Annotated in this window: 19 protein-coding genes; 9 read left to right on the forward strand and 10 right to left on the reverse strand. The window is 63.4% G+C overall.

Annotation, left to right across the window (positions count from 1 at the left end):
- Positions 1-77: 77 nt before the first annotated feature.
- Both ACVWWQ_RS16730 and ACVWWQ_RS16735 read right to left on the reverse strand, forming a co-directional pair.
- Positions 78-1,076, reverse strand: a complete 999-nt coding sequence (locus ACVWWQ_RS16730; RefSeq protein ID WP_133952121.1) for a cupin — start codon at positions 1,074-1,076, stop codon at positions 78-80.
- 183 nt (positions 1,077-1,259) lie between these two features.
- A complete protein-coding gene (locus tag ACVWWQ_RS16735) occupies positions 1,260-2,495 on the reverse strand; it encodes an MFS transporter (protein WP_133952120.1) in 1,236 nt (411 codons plus the stop codon).
- A gap of 241 nt (positions 2,496-2,736) precedes the next feature.
- Between ACVWWQ_RS16735 and ACVWWQ_RS16740 the strand changes: the two genes are divergently transcribed.
- Positions 2,737-3,285: a YggN family protein gene (locus ACVWWQ_RS16740; protein WP_133952119.1), complete on the forward strand. Its 549-nt coding sequence runs from the start codon at positions 2,737-2,739 to the stop codon at positions 3,283-3,285.
- A 107-nt stretch (positions 3,286-3,392) separates the two neighbouring features.
- On the opposite strand, the gene ACVWWQ_RS16745 is transcribed toward ACVWWQ_RS16740, so the two are convergent.
- Complete coding sequence (locus tag ACVWWQ_RS16745) at positions 3,393-3,647, reverse strand: hypothetical protein (protein WP_133952118.1); 255 nt, start codon at positions 3,645-3,647, stop codon at positions 3,393-3,395.
- 424 nt (positions 3,648-4,071) lie between these two features.
- Here ACVWWQ_RS16745 and ACVWWQ_RS16750 point away from each other — a divergent pair, with 424 nt between their 5' ends.
- Positions 4,072-4,491 (forward strand): VOC family protein, encoded by a 420-nt coding sequence (locus tag ACVWWQ_RS16750; protein ID WP_457383487.1) that lies wholly within the window; start codon positions 4,072-4,074, stop codon positions 4,489-4,491.
- Between the two features lie 743 nt (positions 4,492-5,234).
- On the opposite strand, the gene ACVWWQ_RS16755 is transcribed toward ACVWWQ_RS16750, so the two are convergent.
- The 7 genes from ACVWWQ_RS16755 to ACVWWQ_RS16785 form a co-directional block, all read right to left on the reverse strand.
- The gene (locus tag ACVWWQ_RS16755; RefSeq protein ID WP_133952116.1) at positions 5,235-5,453 is read right to left on the reverse strand and encodes a hypothetical protein; all 219 of its coding nucleotides are present in this window, start codon (positions 5,451-5,453) and stop codon (positions 5,235-5,237) included.
- Between the two features lie 192 nt (positions 5,454-5,645).
- Complete coding sequence (locus tag ACVWWQ_RS16760; protein WP_133952372.1) at positions 5,646-6,092, reverse strand: HIT family protein; 447 nt, start codon at positions 6,090-6,092, stop codon at positions 5,646-5,648.
- Between the two features lie 153 nt (positions 6,093-6,245).
- Positions 6,246-6,731 carry a hypothetical protein gene (locus ACVWWQ_RS16765; RefSeq protein WP_133952115.1) on the reverse strand — a complete coding sequence of 162 codons (486 nt, stop codon included), beginning with the start codon at positions 6,729-6,731 and terminating at the stop codon, positions 6,246-6,248.
- A gap of 298 nt (positions 6,732-7,029) precedes the next feature.
- Positions 7,030-8,484: an AAA family ATPase gene (locus ACVWWQ_RS16770; protein ID WP_133952114.1), complete on the reverse strand. Its 1,455-nt coding sequence runs from the start codon at positions 8,482-8,484 to the stop codon at positions 7,030-7,032.
- 51 nt (positions 8,485-8,535) lie between these two features.
- The gene (locus ACVWWQ_RS16775; RefSeq protein ID WP_133952112.1) at positions 8,536-9,294 is read right to left on the reverse strand and encodes a TSCPD domain-containing protein; all 759 of its coding nucleotides are present in this window, start codon (positions 9,292-9,294) and stop codon (positions 8,536-8,538) included.
- Positions 9,295-9,409: 115 nt separating this feature from the next.
- Positions 9,410-10,150 carry a hypothetical protein gene (locus ACVWWQ_RS16780; protein WP_133952370.1) on the reverse strand — a complete coding sequence of 247 codons (741 nt, stop codon included), beginning with the start codon at positions 10,148-10,150 and terminating at the stop codon, positions 9,410-9,412.
- 101 nt (positions 10,151-10,251) lie between these two features.
- Positions 10,252-12,444, reverse strand: coding sequence for an adenosylcobalamin-dependent ribonucleoside-diphosphate reductase (locus ACVWWQ_RS16785; protein WP_457383488.1), 2,193 nt, complete (start codon positions 12,442-12,444; stop codon positions 10,252-10,254).
- A gap of 354 nt (positions 12,445-12,798) precedes the next feature.
- Here ACVWWQ_RS16785 and ACVWWQ_RS16790 point away from each other — a divergent pair, with 354 nt between their 5' ends.
- The 7 genes from ACVWWQ_RS16790 to ACVWWQ_RS16820 all read left to right on the forward strand — a co-directional run bounded on the left by ACVWWQ_RS16790 (position 12,799) and on the right by ACVWWQ_RS16820 (position 24,411).
- Positions 12,799-14,214, forward strand: a complete 1,416-nt coding sequence (locus ACVWWQ_RS16790; protein WP_133952108.1) for a DegQ family serine endoprotease — start codon at positions 12,799-12,801, stop codon at positions 14,212-14,214.
- Between the two features lie 235 nt (positions 14,215-14,449).
- A complete protein-coding gene (locus tag ACVWWQ_RS16795) occupies positions 14,450-15,790 on the forward strand; it encodes a substrate-binding domain-containing protein (protein WP_133952106.1) in 1,341 nt (446 codons plus the stop codon).
- Between the two features lie 8 nt (positions 15,791-15,798).
- Positions 15,799-16,503 carry an HAD family hydrolase gene (locus ACVWWQ_RS16800; protein ID WP_099651540.1) on the forward strand — a complete coding sequence of 235 codons (705 nt, stop codon included), beginning with the start codon at positions 15,799-15,801 and terminating at the stop codon, positions 16,501-16,503.
- A gap of 104 nt (positions 16,504-16,607) precedes the next feature.
- A complete protein-coding gene (locus ACVWWQ_RS16805) occupies positions 16,608-17,987 on the forward strand; it encodes a M17 family metallopeptidase (protein WP_133952104.1) in 1,380 nt (459 codons plus the stop codon).
- Between the two features lie 178 nt (positions 17,988-18,165).
- Positions 18,166-19,887 carry a M1 family metallopeptidase gene (locus ACVWWQ_RS16810; RefSeq protein WP_133952102.1) on the forward strand — a complete coding sequence of 574 codons (1,722 nt, stop codon included), beginning with the start codon at positions 18,166-18,168 and terminating at the stop codon, positions 19,885-19,887.
- Between the two features lie 75 nt (positions 19,888-19,962).
- The gene (locus ACVWWQ_RS16815) at positions 19,963-21,285 is read left to right on the forward strand and encodes an aspartyl/asparaginyl beta-hydroxylase domain-containing protein (RefSeq protein WP_133952100.1); all 1,323 of its coding nucleotides are present in this window, start codon (positions 19,963-19,965) and stop codon (positions 21,283-21,285) included.
- A gap of 252 nt (positions 21,286-21,537) precedes the next feature.
- Complete coding sequence (locus ACVWWQ_RS16820; RefSeq protein WP_133952098.1) at positions 21,538-24,411, forward strand: TonB-dependent receptor domain-containing protein; 2,874 nt, start codon at positions 21,538-21,540, stop codon at positions 24,409-24,411.
- The last annotated feature ends 70 nt before the right edge of the window (positions 24,412-24,481 follow it).

Here is a 24,481-nt window from a genome sequence, read left to right on the forward strand (position 1 = left end):
ATCGCGCATCGCGTCGATGCGCATCGGCAGAACGGAATATTCATGAGGCACCGAAGCGCTTGTTGCGGCGGATGGGATCAGAACGAGCCCGGCGGCGCCTTTTCACCCCACCAGCCATCGGCAGGTCGCGTCCCGCTGCGCAAGGCGCGGATCGCATGCAGTTGTCGCAGCAGCGCGTATCGGGTGATCCCCAGCATCCAGCCCAGCGGCGCCTTGATCGAGTCCAGCGCCGTGGACTGGCCGGGACTGACCGGCGACTGATGGAAATATTTGCGCAACACGCGGTTGAACTGGTGAACCCGCGCCAGCTTCTTCGTGTGACGGGTATAGAAGGTCACCCCGAGCGACACCGACACGCCGTCGCCGGGCGTGGCCCAGCCGGCATCCGAGCGCGTCATGTGCGGCGAGGTGGTGGGGAAATACACGCCATCACCCGGGCCGCTGTCGAACTCGTGGCCACTGCTGCGCCCCGCCTCGGTCATGCGCACCTTTTTCGACGAGTGGTTGACGATGAAATCCTCCACCGCGTCGGCCGGTACCGCGCCGCGGTCAGAGGCATCCCATACGGTGAGCACCTTGCGGCCGTGCAGCTGCAGCCAGAAATTGTTTTCGCGATCGATGTGGAATGGCGTCACCGACGGCGGCGCGGAGATGAAACAGAAACCGGTGAGATTGAAAATGCCGGTCTGCTCGCGTTCGATCACCGGCCGCACCGTATCGAGAATCTCGTCCAGCAGCGCGCGGTAACGGGGAATCTTCTCGATGTTGTACAGCGCGATCCACGAGCCGGATTCCTCGATGCGTTCGAACACCTGCTCGATCCCGCGCCCGTCCGGGTGATGGTCGACGTGATGGAAGGCCGAATCCTGGGCCATGCCCGGATACACGAAACGGCACTGGCCTCCGGGCATCAGATCCTTGGCCAGTTTCGCCAGCTCGGGCAGTTGCAGCAGCGGGTGCTGGTGAAAATCATGCTGCAGCCGATGGATGCGAAACGTGGAAAAGCCGGCCGGATCCACCGGCTGGACACGATGCACCGCACTGGATCGGCCTGCGCCGTCACTCTGCTTGCCCATGATTGTTCCCCGACACGGGGTATGCGCCCGTGATGGCGCATCATGGTCCACCACGCGCCCTGACATCAACCTCGGGCTTCAGACCATCCCGCCGCGCCGACCTCTGCGTCCCTTCCCAAAGCGCATCCAAGGCGCTGCGCGAACCGCGGGGATCCGACAGCGAAGAAACGCTCGCGCAGGCGACTATCTGACCTCCTCCGCCACTGTTCCGCTGGCGTGCAGATCCAGCGAACTCGGGCCCGTATTCACCAACGGCATGAAATTGTCGTCCGGCGTCACTTCGCGCTTGCGGTGAATGAAACGGTAGAACGCATACGCGGCCAGCACCCCGTCGAGCACCGCGAACCAGACAAACAGCAGCTTCGGGTTGAACACGGTCATCAGTGCGCCCGCCACCAGCGGCCCGACCGCCGAGCCGATGCCGTTGACCAGCAGCACCGTACTGGAGGCCGACAGCAGCTCGTCGCGTTGCACGTAGTCGACCAGGTGCGCCACGGCAATCGGGTACAAGGTGAAGCTCATGCCGCCGAAGGCAAAGATCACCAGCATCGCCGCAAAGCCCCCGGTGCTGGGCAGAAACAAGTTGACCAGCGCCGCCAGTCCGGCGACGGCACTGATCAGCGACAGCGCCAGACGGCGGTCGATGCGGTCGGAAAAACGGCCCAGCGGCCACTGCAACACCACGCCGCCGGCAATCGCGACGCTCATGTAGGTGCCGATTTCGCCAAGACCCAGGCCACGTGCCACCGCATACACCGGCAACAAGCCCCAGAACGCACCCAGCACGAGGCCGGAAAGCAGCGCGCTGACCAGCGCAGTCGGCGCCAGCCGGAACAGGCGCCTGATCTGCACCTGCGGCACCGAGCGGATATGCGGCTGCGGCTGGCGGCTGGCCACCACTGGCAGGCTCGCCGCGCAAAACAGGATCGCCACCACGCAGAACAGCACGAAGCCCTCGCCGCGAATGCGCAGGAACTGCTGCGCCATCGCGCTGGCGCCAAGATTCACCATCATGTAGACCGCGAACACCGAACTGCGATGCGCGGGCTCGGCCGACGCGTTCAACCAGCTTTCGATGATCGCGTACAAGCCGACCAGCATCATCCCCTGCAGCACGCGCAGGACCAGCCATACGCCGTACGCCGGATCGAGCGCCTGCACCAGCACCACCAGGGTCACCAGCGCGGTACCAAACGCGAAAGAGCGGATGTGACCGATGCGATGCGTCAGCCGCGGAATCGTATAGGTGCCGACCAGGAACCCGGCGTAATACGCCGACGTCAGCACGCCGATCATCGCCACCGAAAAGCCGAGCGACCTTCCCTCCAGCGCGATATGGGTGTGCAGCAAGCCCACGCCCATCAACAGGAAGACGGTACTCAGCAGCAGCGGCGTGGACGAACGAATACTGGTCAGCATGGGCAGGCAGGCAACGGAAGCAGCCCTCAGGGTCAAGCTTCTACCCGCGCAGGTCAATCGAGGGGCGTCTGACCGTGCTTCGACTGGGCCGTCATTCGTGTGCCGGAAGTCGGATGTCCGCGCGCCCATGCGGGCGCTAAAGTGAAGGCACCGATCGGCCCACGTGCACCGGACCGTCGCTTCCACCACGCCTCGATCGCCAGCGCGACGGCCAGGCCGACCACCGAACAGGGATGCTCCAATGAACCGACCAAAATCATTCCGCGTGGGCATGCTCACGGCCGCACTCGCCAGTGTTCTCGTCGCTGGGTGCTCGGGGGCGGCCACCAGGGAAATCCAGGCCGAGCGCGCCTCGCTGCACAGCGAGCCGGTCAGCATGAATGCCAAGGGGTTCCCCGAGGCCAGCATCGACGCAAGCGGCGCGGTGCAGATCGGCAAGAACAAGCTGTCGTTGAGCGACGAGCAACGCGTGCTCACCCGCGACTACCGTGCCAGCGTGATCGAACTGGTGGACCTGACCCTGTCCGATACCGCCCGCATCACCGATCACGCGATGAGCCGCGTGCTGTTTGCCGCCATGATCGGGCGCGCGGACGAGGCCGGCGAAAAGATCGGCAAGCAAGCCGAAGCCCTGGTCCATTCACCGCAATTCTGCCGGTTGCTGGACAACGTGAAACAAAGCCAGGACCGCATGACGTTGTCCGTGACGACGCTGCAGCCCTACGCGAAGATCACCCCGCAAGCCGTCGAAAGCTGCGTTGCCGGCAAGCCCTACGACCTGAGCATCTAGCCACCGATGCCAACGCGGTCGCGCGCGGTACCGTCATTTGCGTGACCCCATGACGCGGGCGCCGTTGGACAGGCGTCCATCCGCGTTTCAGCCCATCCGCGCGAGTTTCAGCCGCGCGCTTCGTCGTTCTCCGCGGCCTTGCGTGCGAGTTCCTTGATCTTGAGCACGCGCAACTGCTCGGACTTCTTCAGCCCCTCGCGCGCCTCCTTGATCACTTCATGCGCGAGGTTCTGGCTGGTGTGATGCCGCTTCGCGTCGATCGCGGCATCCAGCCGCAGCTGGGCGGCCCTGATGCCCTTGTCAACGCGGTAAAGAGGGCCATGCGGGTTCGTGGTCAGCGGCGGGTCGTAACTTTTGGTCATGGTGTTTCTTCGTGATCAGGACGGCACGATAGCCCGGTTGACCCCGCTCCGCACGCACTCGTGGTGACGCGCGTGAACCCGGAACGGTAATCCCCCCGCCGTTCGCGCTGAGCGTAGCCCGCGCAGCGGGCGGAGTCGAAGCGCCGCGCGTCGTCGCCAAACCCTCCCTGCCTGATCCTTCGGCAGCCTGGCGCCTCGACGCGCCCGCCATGCCCTCCGCGCGGCCTCGGCGTACGCTCGGCACGAACGGACACGCACCCTTCGTCAGTACGCACACCGGCGACCGACGTCCCTGCCACAAGCCGCGCAGCAGTGATCGCCAGCCCTTGTCGATTCCTGATCTGGTGGATCGTCGTACGAATGGAGCTCCACCTGCGTAGAGACTTCACCTCACCGACAACCAAGGGAAAACCCCATGACAAAGATGATCTTCATCAGCGTACCGGTCACCGACCTCAAAGCCTCGATCGCCTTCTACCGTTCCCTGGGATTCGAACAGAACCCGCAATTCAGCGACGACACCGCCGCCTGCATGGTGTGGAGCGAGGCGATTTACGTGATGGTGGTGACGCACGCCAAATGGCGCACGTTTACCGAGCGACCGTTCCCCCCGGCCGGAAGCTGCGGATCGATGCTCTCGCTTGCGCTGGACAGCCGCGCCGCCGTCGACGCGATGAACGACGCCGCGGCATCGCACGGTGGCCAGGCCGATGTGAACCCGGCTCAGGACCTGGGCTTCATGTACACCCGCGATATCGCCGACCCCGACGGGCACATGTGGGCGGCATTCTGGATGGATCCGGCAGCGATCCCGACCGCTGACCACGGCACGACGTCGCCGTGACAGAACGCGCATCGGAGGCAATCCGCCCCTCGGCAGATCCATTACCGATGCGTCCAGATTGTCGCTGCGCGAGCGGCGCCCACGTACTTGCGTGGAGCCCGTTCGCCCTGAGCGCTTGGGCCGAAGGTCGAAGTCGAAGAGCCCGTTCGTCCTGAGCGTAGGCCGAAGGCCGAAGTCGAAAAGCCCGTTCATCCCGAGCGCAGGCCGAAGGTCGAAGTCGAAGAACCCGTTCGTCCCGAGCGCAGGCCGAAGGTCGAAGTCGAAGAACCCGTTCGTCCTGAGCGCAGGCCGAAGGTCGAAGTCGAAGAGCCCGTTCGTCCTGAGCGCAGGCCGAAGGTCGAAGTCGAAAAGCCCGTTCGTCCTGAGCGTAGGCCGAAGGCCGAAGTCGAAGGGCCCGTTCGTCCTGAGCGCAGGCCGAAGGTCGAAGTCGAAAAGCCCGTTCGTCCTGAGCGCAGGCCGAAGGCCGAAGTCGAAGGGCCCTTCGTCCTGAGCGCAGGGCGAAGGCCGGAGTCGAAGGACATCCATGCACGAAGCGCTGCGGGCGGCACGAGACTCCGCCCGCAACGCCGCCACGCTCAGCGCGAACGGTTGAACGTCGGCCCACTTCAGGGCCTCCGGCCATACCGCTGCAACATCGTGATTCACAACCGCGGTGCAGGCCTCACGCCGACAGCCGCCTCACGCAGAACTGCCTGAATCACGTGAACCCGTGCCAAAACGGCGCTCTCCTGAGCGCCCCTGATTCAGGCTTGCGGATCAGCATCGGCATCCGGCGCCGCCCCATCCGCATCGGCCGCCTCTTCCCTCCTGCCAACCATCGACTCCAACGCACCAGCACCCTTGAAACCGGCAACAGCAGCGATGCCCTTGGTAAAGAGCCCCGCATTCGGATCAAGCTTCTCGGCACCCTCAACCGCAGCCACCGCACCTGCAATCTCACCGGCAAGATCCAGAATCCCCATGGCACACTCCGCGCTGTTTATGGAGGCGCCAGCATTGGATCGCGATGCCCAACGCAGAATGAATCCTGCCGCAAACATTTGCGGTCAGCGGCGCAATAAAAAGGTGTCGGGAAAAGTTGTCAGCGACACCTGAGGGCAAGCCGGGAGCCTCCCGGAAATCGGCGACCACCCCGCCCGCAAGCAACGTACTCGCTACCGCAAGGCAGCCCTGAGACTGGCCGCCAACTCGATGCGCTCTTCGGTGGTGTAGCGCACCTTTTGCCCCGCATGCAGTCCGTCGTTCGAGTAGCGAGGAAATACATGAAGATGAAAATGCCACACGTCTTGATCGCCGGCTGGCCCGTTGTGTTGGCGAGTGGAGATGCCTTCACACCCGAAGGCATCCTGCATGGCCTGCGCCAACCGACGCGTGGCACGAAAGAAGTCGCTGCCGAGCTTGTCCGGGATGTCCAGCACGTTCTCATAGTGGCGCCGGGGAATCACCAGGCAGTTGCCCTTGATTCCCGCGTAGTGATGCGTCGGAACCAACGCGAAAACGTTCGCATCCACCAGGACAACGGCTGACTCCGGAGCCGGCGATGACAGCGTCTGGGCAATCCCGCAGAACGGACATTCGTATCCGGGTGGAGCATGCTTCATAAGACCAGTCCTGGCTGTGGAACCTTCCCGCAGCCTGGCATTCGCGAGGCCCGCGAAGCCGCCGGACACGAGGAAAAACCAGCACAGGGGTCAGCGTCGAGTTTTCAACCGGCCCGCTTCGAAAAGTGTGCCCTGAACCTGCTTTCTACCAGCTCACCGGCTCACATCGGTTGTCTGGTTCGTGCCTATCCGGAGCCTGTTCTGCTCGTAATCGATCAGCAGCTGGTTGGCACTCAAGTAGCGCTTTTGCCTGATCGCAGACTGGAGCATCTCCGCGACTTCCCCGTCGCTCTTCCCGCGAAGCGATTCATGGTGCAAGCCCACGACCAGGTTAGGGTCGTACGCGTCGGCGACCACTTTGGCGTCCTGCGCGGACATGCCCATGTCTTGCCACGCTTCAGCCAGCTTGATGCGGAGCTTGGCGAGATTGGCCATGGAGTTGAGCCAGGACCGGCGCTGCCCCTCTTCCATGGCGCGTGCCGCGTTTTGCATCTCCCTGTTCAACATCTCCTGACGCTGTATGACCTGGCTCGCCGAACCCGGATCCAGATTGGCGGCCATCTGCGCAGATGCCGCTGGCGCAAACAAGGTGAGCCCCATGGCAATCAGCCCCACGGCAAAAAGAAAACTCCTGTTCATTGCGATCACCTCCTGGCGTTGGCCGGCGCAACCGGCGACCCTTCTGCAGCCCCTAACTTATAAACCTGCACACACCCATAGGGGAACCCGGAACGGGGCAGGCTCGGTTATGGAGGCCCAGGAAGTGAACCCGAACCCGTTACTGAGGCTCCGTAATTTGTTTCCTGTCCCGGCTTTTCCTGGTTAGTTCTGGTTCCGCCACGGATAATGTCTCTGACCCCTTATTCCCCCTTTGTGGAATATCGTCCCTGACACCGTCCCTTTGATTCTTCCAGTTTCGAATAATGTCTCTGACCCCTTATTCTGTTGCGTGACATAGTCCAATGCCCGAAAGCGTAATTTCGTTAGATTCAATCTTTCCCGTCAATTGCGATGTGCTAAATAGACGAAATAAATGCTTATCTCTCCAGCCTTCAAAAATTATATTCTTTCGTCGCAAATTCTGAAAGATAGAGTAACCCATAGCATTATATACAACTTCTTCGTCATTGAAATTTGAAGCATCAACTTCTTTTATCCCCGTGATTTCATCATTCTTTTTCACCATTAAGTGACGATCGATCCGCTCTTTATCGACCATAAATATAGAGTGCGTACTGACGACCACATAATTATTAGTTGATATCTTTATCAATTCCTGAAGAAGATAGGGTATCCCGCTTGGATGTATCCCTAAGTCCGGCTCATCATGCAGATATAAAGTATTTTTCAAAGAACTTGTTTTTGCCTTAGCAGACACCATGATTAAGAAGCTTATAAACCTCTTGAACCCATCGCTCCTGCGACTGACCTCATAGAAATTGTGCTTATCCTTGACCGATGCGTCAATAAACTCGCCATCTGGACGTAGCGATATTTCTAACTCGCTCGCTTCCTTCCAGACTGAGCGAATGTGTTGAGTAGTAGAGGTTGCCACCCTATTTAGGAGGTTATGTAAACCGTTTTTACGATCTCTTGCGGCGCGAATAGCACTACCAGCATCCCCATGACCGGCTAAAGCGAACATTTGACGCAGGGGCTCACATGAGTGAGGGTCATTTTCAAATTGACCAAGGATTATGCGTCCCGGCAGCAAATTCGCCTCCGAGTAGCTCCAATAGAGGCAGGCCGGTAAATTTTTTTCAATCAGAGACGTTACTTCATTTTTTATGAGAATGCTTATATCGTCTAGCGTCAGAGGACGGAAATCATCGCTATTATCCGATGGGATTTGCAACTCGGAAAAAACGACCTTTGAAATATCCTGAAGCCCGCCTGGAGGCGACGGCGACAGAACCCTTTGCCATCTGGGAAGATAAATTAGCCACCCAGGGGCTACTTGTAGATCATCATCTCGAAGCCAAAAATAAAATGTACGTAGACCTTTCTTTACATCTACCTCATAAAATCCTTCAGCGAACCACTGGTCAAGCTCGTGCTCATCGGGCTGCTTATCTTTATAGCGCAACAATTCGGATAATTTTGCACTCTCTACTTGAGCGGATATTGCTTCCGAAATCTTTTCCCGCTCACCTCGATCGAATTTAAATAGAAAACTAACCGTGGAATCTTCGCTCGGGTCGTCACTCTCGCCCACCTCGCGAACATCTGAGCTTAATATCTCGCGACCTCTATCAAGTAGTGCGAGAGCCGCTAATATATTCGATTTTCCTGCCTCGTTTAAGCCAATAAGTATCCGGCAGCGCGGCTCAAAATTTATGGTGATATCTTTAAGTGACCTAAAGTTAACTATTTGAGCAGAGCTTAGGCGCATCGTTAGCTTCCCGAAAAAGGGTGTCTCGGCTCAGATCTTGCTCGAAGCGACTCACCCGCACTTCGAATACCCACAATTCAAACAAGTCTGACAGTTGTCCATCAGTACCAAAGCCTTGGTATTGCACTTGTCGCACATCATCGACCCCGGCGGAAACGACAGCGCCTCACCCGCGCCCGCTTCGGCAGCAGCGCCCGCATCGGCAGCCTTCTTCGCGCCCAGCGCCTCGAATGCCGCCCGCTTCTCCACGATCAGCTTCCGCGTCGCCTCGTCCATCTCCGGATCACGGATCAGCCCGATGTTCTTCATGTGCTGCTCCACCACGGTGCCGATCTCGGCCACGATGGAGGGCATGTAGACGCCGCCGGACTTGAAGTAGCCGCCGCGCGGGTCGAATACGGCCTTGAGCTCTTCGACGATGAAGGTGACGTCGCCGCCCTTGCGGAACACGGCGGACAGGATGCGGGTGAGCGCCACGATCCACTGGAAGTGGTCCATGTTTTTCGAGTTGATGAAGATCTCGAACGGGCGGCGCATTTCGTGTTTGGTGCCGGCGTTGAGCACGATGTCGTTGATGGTGACGTACAGCGCGTGCTCGAACAGCGGCGACTTGATCTTGAAGGTGGAGCCGACCAGGGTTTCCGGGCGCTCGACACTTTCGTGCATCTGGATCACTTCGGCCTGCTTGGGTTCGCCGGCTTTGTCGCTGACTCGCGCGTCTTTCGCGGCGGCCGCAGCCGGGCTGGCAACCTTGTCTTCGGGTTTGACCACGTTGTAGCCGGTGATCTTCTTTTCGATCTTGATTGCCATGGTGTTCGCTTCGTTGTTCGGGATGGGGTGCCGGGACGATCGGTGCCGGGGTGCACACGGCCTGGAGCGGGAGATCATCCGACCCGGCGCAAGGCCGGGCCGGATGCGGTGTTGCTTACTTGCGTTTTGCAGCGGCCTTCTTGGCGGCAGCCTTTTTCACCGGGCGTGCCGACTTGACGATCGCCTTCTTGCTGGCAGTGGACCTCTTTGCCGTCTTGGCGACGGCTTTCTTGCTGGCGGACTTCTTGACTGCCGCCTTTTTCGGCGCGGCCTTTTTCACGGCCGTCTTTTTGCTGCTGACCTTCTTTGCGACCTTGGCGGCGTTCTTCTTGACCACCTTGGTGACTTTCTTCGCGACCTTCTTCACCGCCTTCCTGGCGGTGGCGGCCTGGCGGGCGACCTTCTTCACGGCTTTCTTGACCGCCTTCTTGGCGCCGGCCTTTTTCGGCGCAGCCTTCCTGGCGGCGGCCTTCCTGACTGCCTTCTTCGGCGCCGCCTTCTTCACGGCGGCCTTCTTGACGACCTTCTTGGGGGCGGCCTTTTTAGCCGCCGCCTTCTTGACGGACTTCTTGGGCGCGGCCTTCTTTGCCGCAGCCTTCTTGGGAGCGGCCTTTTTCGCTGCCGCCTTCTTGGGCGCAGCTTTCTTTGCAGCGGCCTTCTTGGGCGCTGCCTTTTCTGCCGCGGCCTTCTTGGGCGCTGCGGTTTTCGCAGCGGCCTTGCGCGGTGCCGCCTTCTTCTTTGCCGCGGCCGGAGCCGGTGCGGCCGGTGCCACTTCCGGCAACACGGGCAAGGTCATTGCCGGTGTTTCGGCAGCGACGGGTGTGCTGCTCACTTCAACTTCGTTATCGATGGACATGCTGGTGTTCCCCTCCGAATGATTGTCAGAACGTATCGTGGCCTTTCGGGAATCGACCGGTTCGCGGAATTCGCACACCCCGGATCGGGGCGCGCGCGTTCCTAGAACTTGCCGTAATACCCTTCCTTCAAGGCATCGAAGAGGTTGGCGGCGGAGTGCATTTCGCCGTCGTATTCCACCTGCTCATTGCCTTTCAGTTCGACAACGCTACCGTCTTCCAGCTCGAAGCGGTAGAGGGTGTTTTCAAGATCCGATTCCTTGACCAGCACGCCCTGGAACGCGGCGGGGTTGAAGCGGAATGTGGTGCATCCTTTCAGGCCCTGTTTGTAGGCGTAGAAATAGATGTCCTTGAAGTCTTCGTAGGGATAATCGGTGGGTACGTTCGCGGTCTTGGAGATCGACGAATCGATCCACAACTGCGAGGCGGCCTGGATGTCCACGTGCTGTTTCGGGCTGATGTCGTCGGCGGCCACGAAGTAGTCGGGCAGCTTGTTGGCCGCTTCTTCGGTGTACGCCTTGGCATCGGCATTGATCAGCGCGCGATAGGCGAGCAGCTCGAAGCTGAGCACCTCGACCTTCTCCTTGGACTTCTTGCCTTCGCGGATCACGTTGCGCGAATAGCTGTGCGCGAAGCTGGGCTCGATGCCGTTGCTGGCGTTGTTGGCCAGGCTCAGGCTGATGGTGCCAGTGGGCGCGATCGAGGTGTGGTGGGTGAAGCGCGCGCCGGTTTCGGCCAGCTGCTCGACCAGGTTCGGCGCTACCGTGGCGATGCGCTGCATGTAGCGGCTGTACCTGGCGTGCAGCACGCGGCCGGGGATGCTGTCGCCGATCTTGTAGCCGTCGGTGACCATTTCCGGGCGCTTGCGCAGCATGTCGCCGGTGACGGTGAAGTCCTGCAGCAGCACCGGTGCGGCGCCCTTTTCCTTGGCCAGTTCCAGCGCCACTTCCCAACCGGCCACCGCCATCTCGCGCGAGACTTCCTCGGTGAACGCAACCGCTTCGGCGCTGCCGTAGCTGTGCTTGAGCATGGTCACGGTGGAACCCAGGCCAAGGAAGCCCATGCCGTGGCGGCGCTTGCCCATGATCTCGTGGCGCTGCTGTTCCAGCGGCAGGCCGTTGATCTCGACCACGTTGTCGAGCATGCGGGTGAACACCTTCACCACTTCGCGGTATTCGTTCCAGTCGAAACTGGCCTTGGGGCCGAACGGATCACGCACGAACTTGGTCAGGTTGACCGAGCCGAGCAGGCAGGAGCCGTACGGCGGCAAGGGCTGCTCGCCGCAGGGGTTGGTCGCGCGGATGTGTTCGCACCACCAGTTGTTGTTCATCTCGTTGACCTTGTCGATCAGGATGAAACCCGGCTCGGCATAGTCATAGGTGGACACCATGATCATGTCCCACAGGTGCCGCGCACGGATGTGGCTGTAGATCTTGCAGGCGACCAGGCCGTCTTCGCGGTCCACGTAGTTTTCGTGGGTGGGCCATTCGCGCCAGATCACCTGGGCGGGATCGTTGACGTCGATCTCGCCTTTTTCCTTGACGTGCACCGGGAACACCAGCGGCCAGTCCTGGTCGTGCTCGACCGCGTCCATGAAGCCGTCGGTGATCAGCAGGCTCAGGTTGAACTGGCGCAGGCGGCCATCCTCGCGCTTGGCGCGGATGAATTCCTTGGCGTCCGGATGGCTGATGTCGAACGTGCCCATCTGCGCGCCGCGGCGACCGCCGGCGGACGATACGGTGAAGCACATCTTGTCGTAGATATCCATGAACGACAGCGGACCGGAGGTGTACGCACCGGCGCCGGAGACATAGGCATTGCGCGGACGCAGCGTGCTGAACTCGTAGCCGATGCCGCAGCCGGCCTTCAGCGTCAGGCCGGCCTCGTGCACCTTCTCCAGGATGTCATCCATCGAGTCGTGGATGGTGCCGGAGACGGTGCAGTTGATCGTGCTGGTGGCCGGCTTGTGTGCCAGCGCACCGGCGTTGGAGGTGATGCGGCCGGCGGGGATGGCACCGCGGCGCAGCGCCCACAGGAAACGCTCGTACCAGTGGCCGCGCAGCTCGTCGGTGGTTTCCACATCCGACAGCGCGCGCGCCACGCGCTGGTAGGTCTCGTCGATGGTGCCGTCGACCGGTTCGCCGGACTTGTTCTTCAGGCGGTATTTCTTGTCCCAGATGTCCTGGGAGGCAGGTTGCAGCGGGATGTCCACGATGGCGTCACGGCTGGTGGCTGGATGGATGTTCGGGTTCACGCTGGATGCTGAACTGGTGGCTGGCCCACGCACGGTGCTCATCGGATTTGTTGACCTCTCGCTGCGGCCTTGCGGCCGGCGTTGTTTTTTTATTCGCTGCGGCAAGGCCGCGCATGGCTGTACTCGATGGCGCCTGCGAGCGAGAGGATGACCCTCCGGCCCGTGCTGCCAACGCTTTCCCGACAACAACGACTCCCCCTCAAGAGTATGAGGTTCGACACCAGCACTAGTTAGAGTGCCAAGATGCGAACACAAGATGTTGTGGTTGCTACCGGATAGGCAAGTTACCCCCGACGTCGTCGGATGTAAAGTCCCACGACCACTGTCGGCGCCACGGAACCGTGGCGCGGCGTTCCGGTCGAAGCAGCGCTGTCATTGATCATCCAAGGAGGACCCATGTCGCATTCATCCACACGCCTTTCCTGCTGGCTTGGCGGCGCCCTGGCGGCGCTGCTGGTGATGACCGCCCCCGTCGCCGGCCATGCCGCCACCCTGCCCGCGGCCGTCGATGGCCAGCCGATGCCGTCGCTGGCCCCGATGCTGACCCGGGTGACGCCGGCGGTGGTGAACATCTCCACCACCACGCGGGTGCCGGTGCGCGATGCGTACTTCGACGACCCGATGATGCGGCAGTTTTTCGGCCTGCCCAGCACGCCACGCGAGCGGGTCGAGCAGAGTCTCGGTTCGGGCGTGATCGTGGATGCGGCCAAGGGCTACGTGCTGACCAACAACCACGTGGTCGGCGGCGCCGACGACATCAGCGTGACACTGCAGGATGGGCGCACGTTCAAGGGCAAGCTGATCGGCACCGACCCGGCCACCGACGTGGCGGTGGTGCAGATTCCTGCGCAAAAGCTGGAGGCGCTGCGGCTGGCGGATTCCTCGCGGCTGCAGGTCGGCGATTACGTGGTGGCGGTGGGCGACCCGTTCGGACTGGGCCAGACCGTGACCGCCGGCATCGTCTCCGCGCTGGGACGCTCCGGCCTGGGCCGCACCGCGCCGGGTCAGAACGCGTCAGGCATGGGTGGCTATCAGGACTTCATCCAGACCGATGCGTCGATCAACCCGGGCAACTCCGGGGGCGCGCTGGTCAACCTGCGCGGCGAGCTGGTCGGCATCAACACGATGATTTTCTCGCCCTCCGGCGGCAATGTCGGCATCGGCTTCGCGATTCCCAGCAACCTGACCAGCGATGTGATGGCGCAGCTGCTGGCCCACGGCAAGGTGCAGCGCGGCAGCCTGGGCGTACAGACCCAGGCGATCACGCCACGGATCGCGCGTCTGCTGCAGCTGAAAGACAGCAACGGCGTGGTGGTGACCAACGTGCGCGACGGCTCGGCTGCGGAGCGCGCGGGCCTGCAGGCGGGCGACGTGCTGACCACGATGAACGGCAAGCCGCTGCACAGCGTGCAGGAATTGAACAACGCCGAAGGCCTGTTGCCGCTGGGCAGCACACTGCGCCTGGGCGTGTTGCGCGCGGGCAAGACCAGCGAAGTGAGCGCGAAGCTGACCGCCGAGAAACTGGCCACCGTCGAGGGCAGCGAACTCGATCCGCGCCTGGCCGGCGTGCGCTTCAGCGAACTCACCCAGGAACAGCGCAACCAGGGCTGGTACGGCGTGGCGATCAGCGCGGTGCAGCCGGGCAGTCGCGCCGCCCGCGCCGGTCTGGCGACTGATGACGTGGTGATCGGCGTGGGCAGCCAGCGCATCACCAGCCTGCATGTGTTGCGCGGGCTGGCCGGGGTGAAGCCGCGCCAGCTGGTGCTGGTGGTCGCCGGCGACGACGGTACGCGTTACGTCGTGGTCAATTGAGGGCCCGCCGCACGCGGGTCGCCGGTTCAGGGAAAAGCGTGGCCGGGATCGCTCCCGGCACGTGTTCCGGCGCACACGCCGAATGGCCAGCGCCCCGCAAACGCATGAAAGTGCTTGATGTTATGCCGCCGGACCGATGAAATAGCCGTATCGCTTCAGCCTGCATGCGCCCGTCAGGCGCCATAATCGCGTCGATAGCGCATCCACACATCATTATCCGGGGTTCTCCACCGCCATGTCCGTTCGTCTTGTCCATCTGCTGTCCGTCGCTCTGCTCGGGGCCTGCCTGGCCTCACCCGCTGTCGCCAAGACCCATCACAAGGCCAAGGCAGCCAGCGCGCCGGCCAAGGCCACCCTGATCTGGCGCGGCGACGTGGCCACCGCCAACGGCGTGGTCGACGACATGGCCACCGCGTGGGAGAAAGCCGGCCACGGCCGCATCGAGCTGCAGCCGTTCAATACCGCCTCGGGCATCGATGCGGTGGCCAATGGCACCGCCGACCTGGCCGGCAGCGCACGCCCGGCCGACAGCACCGCGCAGAATGCGGGCCTGACGTTTACTCCGGTGGCGTGGGACGGCCTGGTGATCATCACCCAGGCGTCGAACCCGATCAGCGGCCTGACGCTGAAGCAGGTGCACGACATCTATTACGGCAAGATCCACGACTGGAGCGAAGTCGGCGGCAAGAGCGCGCCGATCGATGTCTACGCGGTGGCCAGCCCCGGTGACGGCGTGGAATACAGCCTGCGCACCCTGCTGTTCGGTCGCGGCAACCAGCCGGTGGCCGCCCCGCGCCTGTACGTGAACACGCGCAAGCTGGAAGAAGGCATCGCGCTGAATCCGAACGGCTTCGGCGTGGCCACGCTGGCCGGCATCAGCGGCAACGCGAAGGTGAAGGCGATTCCGATCAACGGCAAGGCCGCCAACGTGGCCAACATTGCCGACGGCAGCTATCCGTTGTTCATTCCGCTGTACCTGGTGACCAACCCGAACAGCCCGAAGGCGGCCCAGGCGCAGGCCTTCGTCGATTTCGTGCAGAGCGAGCCGGGCAAGGCCGCGTTGCGCAAGCATGCGGTGCTGCCGTATCAGGATGGCGCCGCGCTGGCCTCGATGGACAGCTCGCGCCGCAGCAGCATCCTTGCCGAAGTGGGCGCGCGCGCCTCGAAGGTCACACCGGTATCGGCGCCGGGTGCCACCTATGCCGCGCGCTCGGCCATTGCACCCACCTCGCCCGACACGGTCGCCGCACGCACGGCGCTGGAAAAGCGTCAAGCCGATGAAAAGCAGACCGAGCGCCTGAGCAAGATCCAGGGCAGCGTCAGCGACGTCACCGTCACCAGCACGGCGCACGCCGGCGGCAGCGCCACCACGGTCAGCCAGAACAACAGCAAGGATTTCGGCAAGGTCAGCGCCAGCGCCAGCCAGACGTCCACCACCTACAAAGTGGTCAAGGGCGACACCTTGTCGACCATCGCCAAGCGTCATGCCATCGACGTGGCCGAGTTGCGCGAGTGGAATCACCTGAAGGGCGACCAGATCAAGCTGGGCCAGGTGCTGCGCATCAGCAAGCAGTGAGTGTCCGCGTGGCGCCGATCCTTGCGCTGACGCTGGACCTGGACGACACCTTGTGGCCGGTGATGCCGGCCCTCGAGCGCGCCGACCAGGCGGTAGACGCCTGGTTGCGCCAGCACCACCCCGGCGTGGCGCAGGCGTGGCCGATCACCGCGATGCGCGAACTGCGCGCCCGGGTTGCCGCCGAACGGCTGGACCTGGCGCACGACTTCACCACCCAGCGCCAGCTCACCCTGCGGCATGCGTTCACCAGCTGCGGCGTGGACGAGGTGCCGATCGATGCGTTGTGGGAAATCTATTTCGCCGCGCGCAACAGCGTGGAGCTGTACCCGGACAGCCTGGCCGCGCTGGAACGCATCACGACGCGCTGGCCCCTGGCCAGCCTGACCAATGGCAACGCCGACCTGAAGCGGATCGGGCTCGATCGGCTGTTCGTCCATCACATCTGCGCGCGCGACAGCGGCATGGCCAAGCCGGACCGGCGGATCTTCCTGGCCGCCGCCGAACAACTGGGGGTGGCACCGCAGCAGATCCTGCACGTGGGCGACGATCCGGCGATGGATATCGCCGGTGCGCGTGATGCCGGACTGCGCACCGCGTGGATCAATCGCGAAGGCGCGGCATGGCCGCAGGAGATGGGCGAACCGCCCGAACTGGATCTGCGCGACATGACGGCACTGGCCGACTGGCTCGAGGCGCAGCACCCGCTCGTGTAGGCAAGCGGCGGCGATTGCGCGCATCATTGGGGTTTTGGCCCAGTGTTGAGAGCCATCAGTCGAGTCCGGCGCAGCAGTGCCGGCGCAAGCCCGAAGGAACCCGCATGTCTGCCCTGATCGAACGCCAATCCGGCAACCGCCACAGCATCGCCATCGAAACCACCGACGCCGCGCACTACGCCGCCTGCAAGCGCCGGCTCACTGCCGCGCAGCGACGCTGGCTGGGCGACAGCGACTTCAGCGCCGCCGCCGGCACGTTTGCCCTGCTGTCCGACCCGGCCGGCAAACTGGTGCGCGTGTTGGTCGGCGTGGATGCGCAGCTGCCGCTGGCGGCGCTGGCGGCCTTGCCGTGCAGCCTGCCCGAAGCCACCTACCATCTGGCCGACGAAGGCGTGCTGGACGATCGCCACCAAGCCGCACTGGGCTGGGCGCTGGGCGCGTATCAGTTCAACCGTTATCGCAAGGCCAAGCGCGCGCCGGCCCGGCTCGTGGTTGCCGCTGCCGAGCTGAAGACGCTGGCACCGCTGGTGGAAGCCACGGCCCTGGTCCGCGACCTGGTCAACACGCCGACCGAGGACATGGGACCGGAGCAGTTGAGCGACGCGATCCGCCAACTCGGCAAGACCCACAAGGCGAAGGTGCGCGACTGGGTCGGCGACGAACTGCTGAAAGCGAACTTTCCGACCATCCACGCCGTGGGCCGCGCCAGCCATCGCGCGCCGCGACTGATCGAATTGAGCTGGGGCAAGCGCGAGCACCCCAAGCTGGTGGTGGTCGGCAAGGGCGTATGTTTCGACACCGGCGGGCTCGACCTCAAATCCGGTGATGGCATGCGCTGGATGAAGAAGGACATGGGTGGCGCGGCGCACGCGATCGCGCTGGCCGGACTGGTGATGCAGGCCAACCTGCCGGTGCGGCTGACCCTGCTGATTCCCGCGGTGGAGAACGCCGTGGCCGGCAATGCGATGCGCCCGGGCGAAGTGATCACCACCCGCGCCGGCCATACCGTCGAGATCGACAACACCGACGCCGAAGGTCGGCTGGTGCTGTGCGACGCGCTGGCCTACGGCGCCGAGCAGGAACCTGACCTGATGCTCGACTTCGCCACGCTGACCGGCGCCGCGCGCGTGGCGCTGGGGCCGGACCTGCCCGCGCTGTTCGCCAACGATGATGCGGCGGCAGCGGCGCTGCTGGCTGCGGGTCGTGCGGTCGACGATCCGCTGTGGCAGATGCCGTTGTGGCGTCCCTACCGCAAGATGCTCGACTCATACCTGGCCGATTTTGCCAACGCCGGTCCGTCGCGCCACGCCGGCGCGATTACCGCGGCGTTGTATCTGGAGCGCTTCGTGCCGGACGGTATCAAGTGGCTGCATCTGGACACGTATGCGTGGAACGATGCTGATCGTCCGGGCCGCCCACGCGGTGGCGAGGCGATGGGTATCCGCGCGACGTTCGCCTATCTGCAGCAGCGCTACGCCGGCTGAGCCCGGGTGGTGCAGGAGCGCACCCTGTGCGCGATGGCTCTTCGTCACGTCAAGAAAAGCATCGCGCACAGGGTGCGCTCCTGCCATCGGCTGAGGCCGATGGCATGACTTCTGGCGTTGTCGCCAGCCACTGAAAGACTGCATCCTGCGGGGATCCCTCCCCGCCGGAAGCCACCCCATGTCCGCTCGTCAGCACCTGCTCGTCCTCGGCGTCGCGCTGGGACTTGCCAGTTTCGGCAGCGCAGCCACCCAGCCGGCGCTCACCACGCAAACGCTGAACTCCGGAGGCGTGATGCCGGCGGAGCAGGCGCGCGTGCATTTCGATCATGCCGACCTGCACTTCACGGTCGAGCCGGCGCAGCAACGCATCGACGCCAGCGCGACGCTGAGCTTCACCGCGAAAGCGGCCACCGACGTGCTGTTGCTGGACCTGGATCGCAATCTGCCGATCAGCGGCATTGATCTCGACCACAAGCCGTTGGCGACCAGTGCCTGGAGCAATCCGGACGGCCGCTTGCGGATCCACCTGCCAGCGATGCTAGCCGCCGGCGGCAAGGTCAGCGTGACCGTGCGCTACGGCGGCAAACCACACGTGGCCAAACATGCACCGTGGGATGGCGGCTTCGTCTGGAGCCACACGGCCGACGGCCAGCCGTGGGTGGCCAGCGCGGTCGAAGGCGAAGGTTGCGACCTGTTCTGGCCCTGCATCGACCAGCCGCAGGGCGAACCGGATCTGGTCGACACGTACATCACGGTGGCGAAGACACTGGCCGCGCCCGGCAACGGTGTGCTGGTCGATATCACCGACAAGGGCGCCCAACATACGTACCACTGGCGCGCCAGGCATCCGGATACCTACGCGATCTCGATCAATGTCGGCCCGTTCAAGTTGCTCAAGGGCAACTACGCCAGCCGCTATGGCAACACCATTCCGATGGAGCTGTGGTACCTGCCCGAGCATGCCGCAGGCGCGAAAGCGCTGTTCGGCGAGTTTCCGCGGATGCTGGATTTCTTCGAGCAACAGATCGGACCGTATCCGTTTGGCGACGAGAAGATGGGCGTGGTGGAAACCCCGCACCTGGGCATGGAACACCAGACCATCAATGCCTACGGCAATGGTTTCCGCAAGAACGGCTACGGCTTCGACCAGCTGCTGCAGCACGAATTCGCGCATGAATGGTTTGGCAACCAGGTGACCAATGCCGACTGGGACGACATGTGGCTGCACGAAAGTTTCGGTACCTACATGCAGCCGCTTTTCAGCCAGTACATCAATGGCGACATGGACTACTTCAGCTGGCTGCACCAATTGCGCCTGCAGTTGCGCAACCACCATCCGATCGTGTCCGGCAGCAGCAAGACCGAAGAGCAGGTCTACGATGAAAAGGCCGGCCCCGGCCAGGACATCTACAACAAGGGCGCGCTGATGTTGCACACCTTGCGCCAGTTGATCGGCGACAAGGATTTCTTCGACAGCACCCGTCGGCTGGTCTATGGCCGACCCGATCCGAAGCCCGGCAACTTCAGCCCGCGCTATGCCAGCACCAGCGACTACATCGCGACCGTCGACCAGGTGACCGGGCGCAAGCTGGACTGGTTTTTCGACGTCTACCTGCGCGACGCCGCGTTGCCGCGTCTGGACGAACGGCGCGATGGCGACACGCTGAAGTTGCGCTGGGTCACCGAACACGGCAAGCCGTTCCCGATGCCGATCGAGGTGCAGGTGGGCGACACCATCCACACCCTGACCATGGCCGACGGCAGCGGCGAACTCACCGTACCGGCCGGCAGCCTGCTGATCATCGACCCGCGCTCGAAGGTGTTGCGCGAGGTGCCCTATGTCGGGGAATTCCAGCAATGGGTGAAAGAGCAGCGGGCGGCGAAGGCCACCGGGAAATAGCCCCACGACACGGGTCGCTGGCGCTGGCGCCGCGTTCCCGTGATCATCGGGTTGGTGCCACAGCGAAGCCGTCCGATGAACAAGCCGCCACAAACCAGTCCCGCAAGCTGGCGCGAACAAGCACTGGTCGCATGGCAGCGCGGCGATCTGGCGCTCGCTGAGCACGCGTTCCGGCAATGGCTGGAACACGTTCCCGCCGATGTCGAGGCGCTGCAGTTCCTGGCCACTCGCCAGCTGGAACGCGGCGATGTGGCTGGCGCACTGCTCCGGCTGCAGGACGCCCATCGCGCGCAGCCACACGATCCGGCGGTTCTGCACCGGCTTGGTGAGCTGCAGATGCTGGCCGGCGAACCGGCCGCGGCGGTCGTCAGCCTGCGCGAGGGACTGCAACGGGCACCGGGAATGTTCGTCGCCCAGCTGCGCCTGGGCGTGGCATTGGAGCAGTTGGGGTGCCGGCACGAAGCGATGCTGGCTTACCTCGGTGCCATCGATGTGGCGCAGGGCCAGGGCCGCTGGCTCAGCGACGCCACCACCGCGCCCGGCCTGCGCGAGGCGGTCAAGCATGCCACGCGTTTCGTGGCCGCCGGCCGACGCGAACTGTTCGACGCGGTCATCGAGCCGTTGCGACAACGCTACGGCCGTTCCGAACTGAGCCGGGTCGACCAGTGTCTGGCCATCTATCTTGGAGAGCAGGCGGCCACCCTGCCCGACCCGCGCCAGCGTCCGAAATTCCTGTATTTCCCGGGCATCCCCAGTCAGACGTTCTACCCGCGCGAGCGCTTTCCGGCGCATGCGCGGCTGGAGGCTGCGGTGGAGGTGATACGCGAGGAACTGCGCGCCGTGCTGTCGCACGCCCGGGATGCGCTGGTGCCCTTTCTGGGCACGCCGTCGAGTGAGGCGGTGGCCGCCGAACTGCTGGGTGCCTCCGGCACGCAGGAGGCCGCGTGGGATGCGTTCTTCTTCTACCGGCACGGCCTGCGCCATGACCTGGAGTGCGCGCGTTGTCCGCGCACCAGCGAGGTGCTGGACTCGCTGCCGCTGGTGCGGATTCGCGAGCACGCACCCGAAACGCTGTATTCCGTGTTGCGCCCGGGCACCCATATCCTGCCCCACCGGGGTGTCACCAACACGCGTCTGGTCACCCATCTTCCGCTGATCGTGCCACCGGACTGCGCGTTGCGGGTGGGCGGCGAAACCCACGTGTGGCAGGAAGGTCGCTGCGTCACCTTCGACGACACCTTCGAGCACGAAGCATGGAACCGCAGCGAGCATGATCGCGTGGTGCTGATCGCGGACAGCTGGAATCCCGATCTCAGCGAGGCGGAGTGCGCGGCGGTCGCCGACCTGGTGGCCGCCATCGGCGACTTCAACAACGCGGGCGCGGCGGCGATTTCATGATCGCACCTGCGGACGTCCAAACCGCACCGATCCGGGCGGGAGTGTGACCGGTCGCAGGGTGTGGGGCAGCGCGTCACATTAGCGGCCACGACAGCTGTGCGCGGGGCCCGACCTCGGAGTAATCTTCGATCGGTTGCACCATGCAGGCGGTGATGGCCTCGTTGCGCAACGTGTACCCGGGGGGGGGACTCGATTCGTCGAAGGCTGGGAACGGATACCTATATCTACTGGGGAGAGCAGATGAAATACGGCATGAATCACTTGTCACTGGCTGTGCGCCTGGCATTGACGACAGGCATTTTCGCGGCCGCGGGCCTGGCCCAGGCACAGACCCAGACGCCACCGACGGACAGCTCGTCATCGTCGGATCAGACCACGCCACCATCCAGGACGAAGGCCAAGACCCTGGAGTCGGTCACGGTCACCGGATCGTTGATCCGGCGCGTGGACGCCGAGACGGCCAGTCCGGTGGTGACGCTGGATCGCGCCACGCTCACCAACTCCGGCAAGCCGGTGCTCGGCGACGTGCTGCAGGCGCTGCCAAGCATTTCCGGCAATGCCACCAATCCGTCGAACAACAGCAATGGTGGTGGCGTGGCCAGCCCGCTGCTGGAAGCCGGTGATGGCGCCTCGCGCGTCTCTTTGCGCGGCTTGGGCATCAACCGCACCCTGGTGCTGGTCAATGGTCAGCGCATGGCCAACCCCGACCTCAACCTGATTCCCACGGAGATGATCGAACGCGTCGACGTGCTGGCCGAAGGCGCCTCCACGGTGTACGGCTCGGACGCCATCGGCGGCGTGGTCAACTTCATCCTGCGCAAGGATTTCCAGGGTGCCCAGATCAGCCTCAACGATGGCATCTCCAGTCATGGCGACGCCCAGCGTCACGGCTTCAACCTGACTGCCGGTGCCACTGGTGACAACTTCAGCATCGCCGGCGGCCTTGACTACAACAAGTACGACGCCGTCCTCGGCAAGCGGCGCAAGTTCTCCAAGCAGCAGCTGTACCTGTCCAGTGGCTCGGTGGTGGCCGCCGGCTCCAGCTCCATTCCCACCGGTCGCATCCAGCTACCGGCGGCGATTGCCGGCCAGTACGGCTGTGACATCAACAGCAGCGGCACCGCCAACGTGACCCTGGCACAGGGCGACGGCTCGGCGCTGGGCGATTACCGCTGCCGGCTCGCGTCGGATACCTACAACTACGCTGCGCTCAACTACATCCAGACCGCGCAGAAGCGCACCAATGGTTTCGTACTGGGCAGCTACAACTTCACCGACAGCCTGACCGGCTTCGTCGACGCGTTCTACAACCGCACAAAGTCGAGCGGCCAGGATGCGCCCTCACCGGTCGGTACCGGCGACGGACTGATCATTTCCTCGACCAATCCGATCAATCCGTTCGGCGTCACCTTCAGCCAGAACCCGGTGGCAGGCGACCCCAACAGCGGCTACAGCTTCCAGACCCGTCTGACCGGGGCCGGCACGCGCGTGCACAGCTACACCACCAGCACCGGCCAGATCAACACGGGGCTGCGTGGCAATTTCGGTCAGGACTCCAGCTGGATCTGGGATGCCTCGGTCAATTACAGCCACACCAAGCGCGACCAGCGTGACACCAACGAAGTGGACATCCCGGCGTTGCAGGCGGCCGTCGACGCAGGGGCGAACATTTTCAACCAGGCTGATCCGGCGGTCGGCGAACAGCTGCGGTCAGGTGTGAAAACGCCGATCTACGTGCTCACCCAGTCGACCAAGCAGGCCCAGTTCCAGGCCAGCGGCGACCTCTGGGAAATGCCCGCCGGCACCATGCAGCTTTCCGCCGGTGCGCTGTACCGCAAACAGTCGATGAATTACACGGTGAGCTCGTTTGCGGTGCTGGACCCGGTCACCACCACCTGCCAGATCCTGCAGGAGGCCTGCGGCTCGCCCGGGCATGGCGACTTCGACGTCAAGGAGCTTTTCGCCGAAACACTGATCCCGCTGTTCGCCGACCAGCCCTGGGCGCATTCGCTGAACCTCGACCTCGGCATCCGCACTTCGAAGTACAGCACCACCGGCACCACCACCAACGGCAAGGTCGCCATCGAGTGGCGGCCCACCGCCGACCTGCTCGTGCGCGGCACGATTTCCCAGGTGTTCCGCGCGCCGAACCTGGATGAACTCTACGACGGCCGTACTTTGGTCCAGCCGACCCTCAACGACCCTTGCGTGGGGCGCTCGGCCGGCGAACTGGCCGCGCATGCGGCAGCGTGCCAGTTCGTTCCGGTCAACTGGGCCGGCAACTCCCCGGCGCAGGTCAACACGTTCTACTCCGGCGCCGCCACGGTGGGAGCCAAGCTGAAGCCCGAAAAGGGCAAGTCCGTCAATCTCGGCCTGGTCTACGATCCGCAGTGGTTGCCCGGCCTGTCGACCAGCCTCGACTTCTGGCATATCTACCTGGCGGACACGCTCACCGCGATCCAGGCCGATACGGTGGTCAGCTCCTGCTACAACAACAGCAGCAGTCCGTACTGCTCGTTCATCCAGCGCGAAGACAACACCAGCCGGCAGCCCGGCCAGGTGTTCCTGATCACCACCCCGGTGGTCAACCTGGGCAACCTCAGCACCAGCGGCATCGACTACACGCTGCGCTACAAGGTTCCGCATTTCGACCTCGGCAGCGTCGATCCCGGCAACTTCAAGGCCGGCCTCAGCACCAGCTACACCTCCACCTACAAGAACAACGCGACCCCGGGCGAACCCGGCGCCAAGACGATCAACTACGCCGGTACCTACAGCCAGCAGTTCGGCAACATCTCCCGCTGGCGCGGCACGGTGACGCTCAACTGGGACAAGGGCAACTGGAATGCCCAGTGGCAGTCGCGCTACATCAACAAGCTGACCGCCCTGAACGCCGACGCAGCAACCCCCGGGGTCAACATCCCGATGGCGTCGGTGATCTACCACTCGATCCAGCTCGGCTACGCGGTGCCCTCGATCCACACCCGCTTCGACGTGGGCGTGGACAACCTCAGCAACAAGCTGCCGCCGCTGGTCTACCAGAACGGCTCGAACTACAACGTGGATACCGCCACGTACGACGTGCTTGGCCGCTACTACTGGGCGCGGGCAACGATCAAGTTCTGACGTCCTGACGGAGGCGGCAAGCTCCGGAATGCCAAGAGGGCCGCGAACATTCGCGGCCCTCTTGCATAAT

This window comes from Rhodanobacter sp. TND4EL1 (assembly GCF_054061035.1).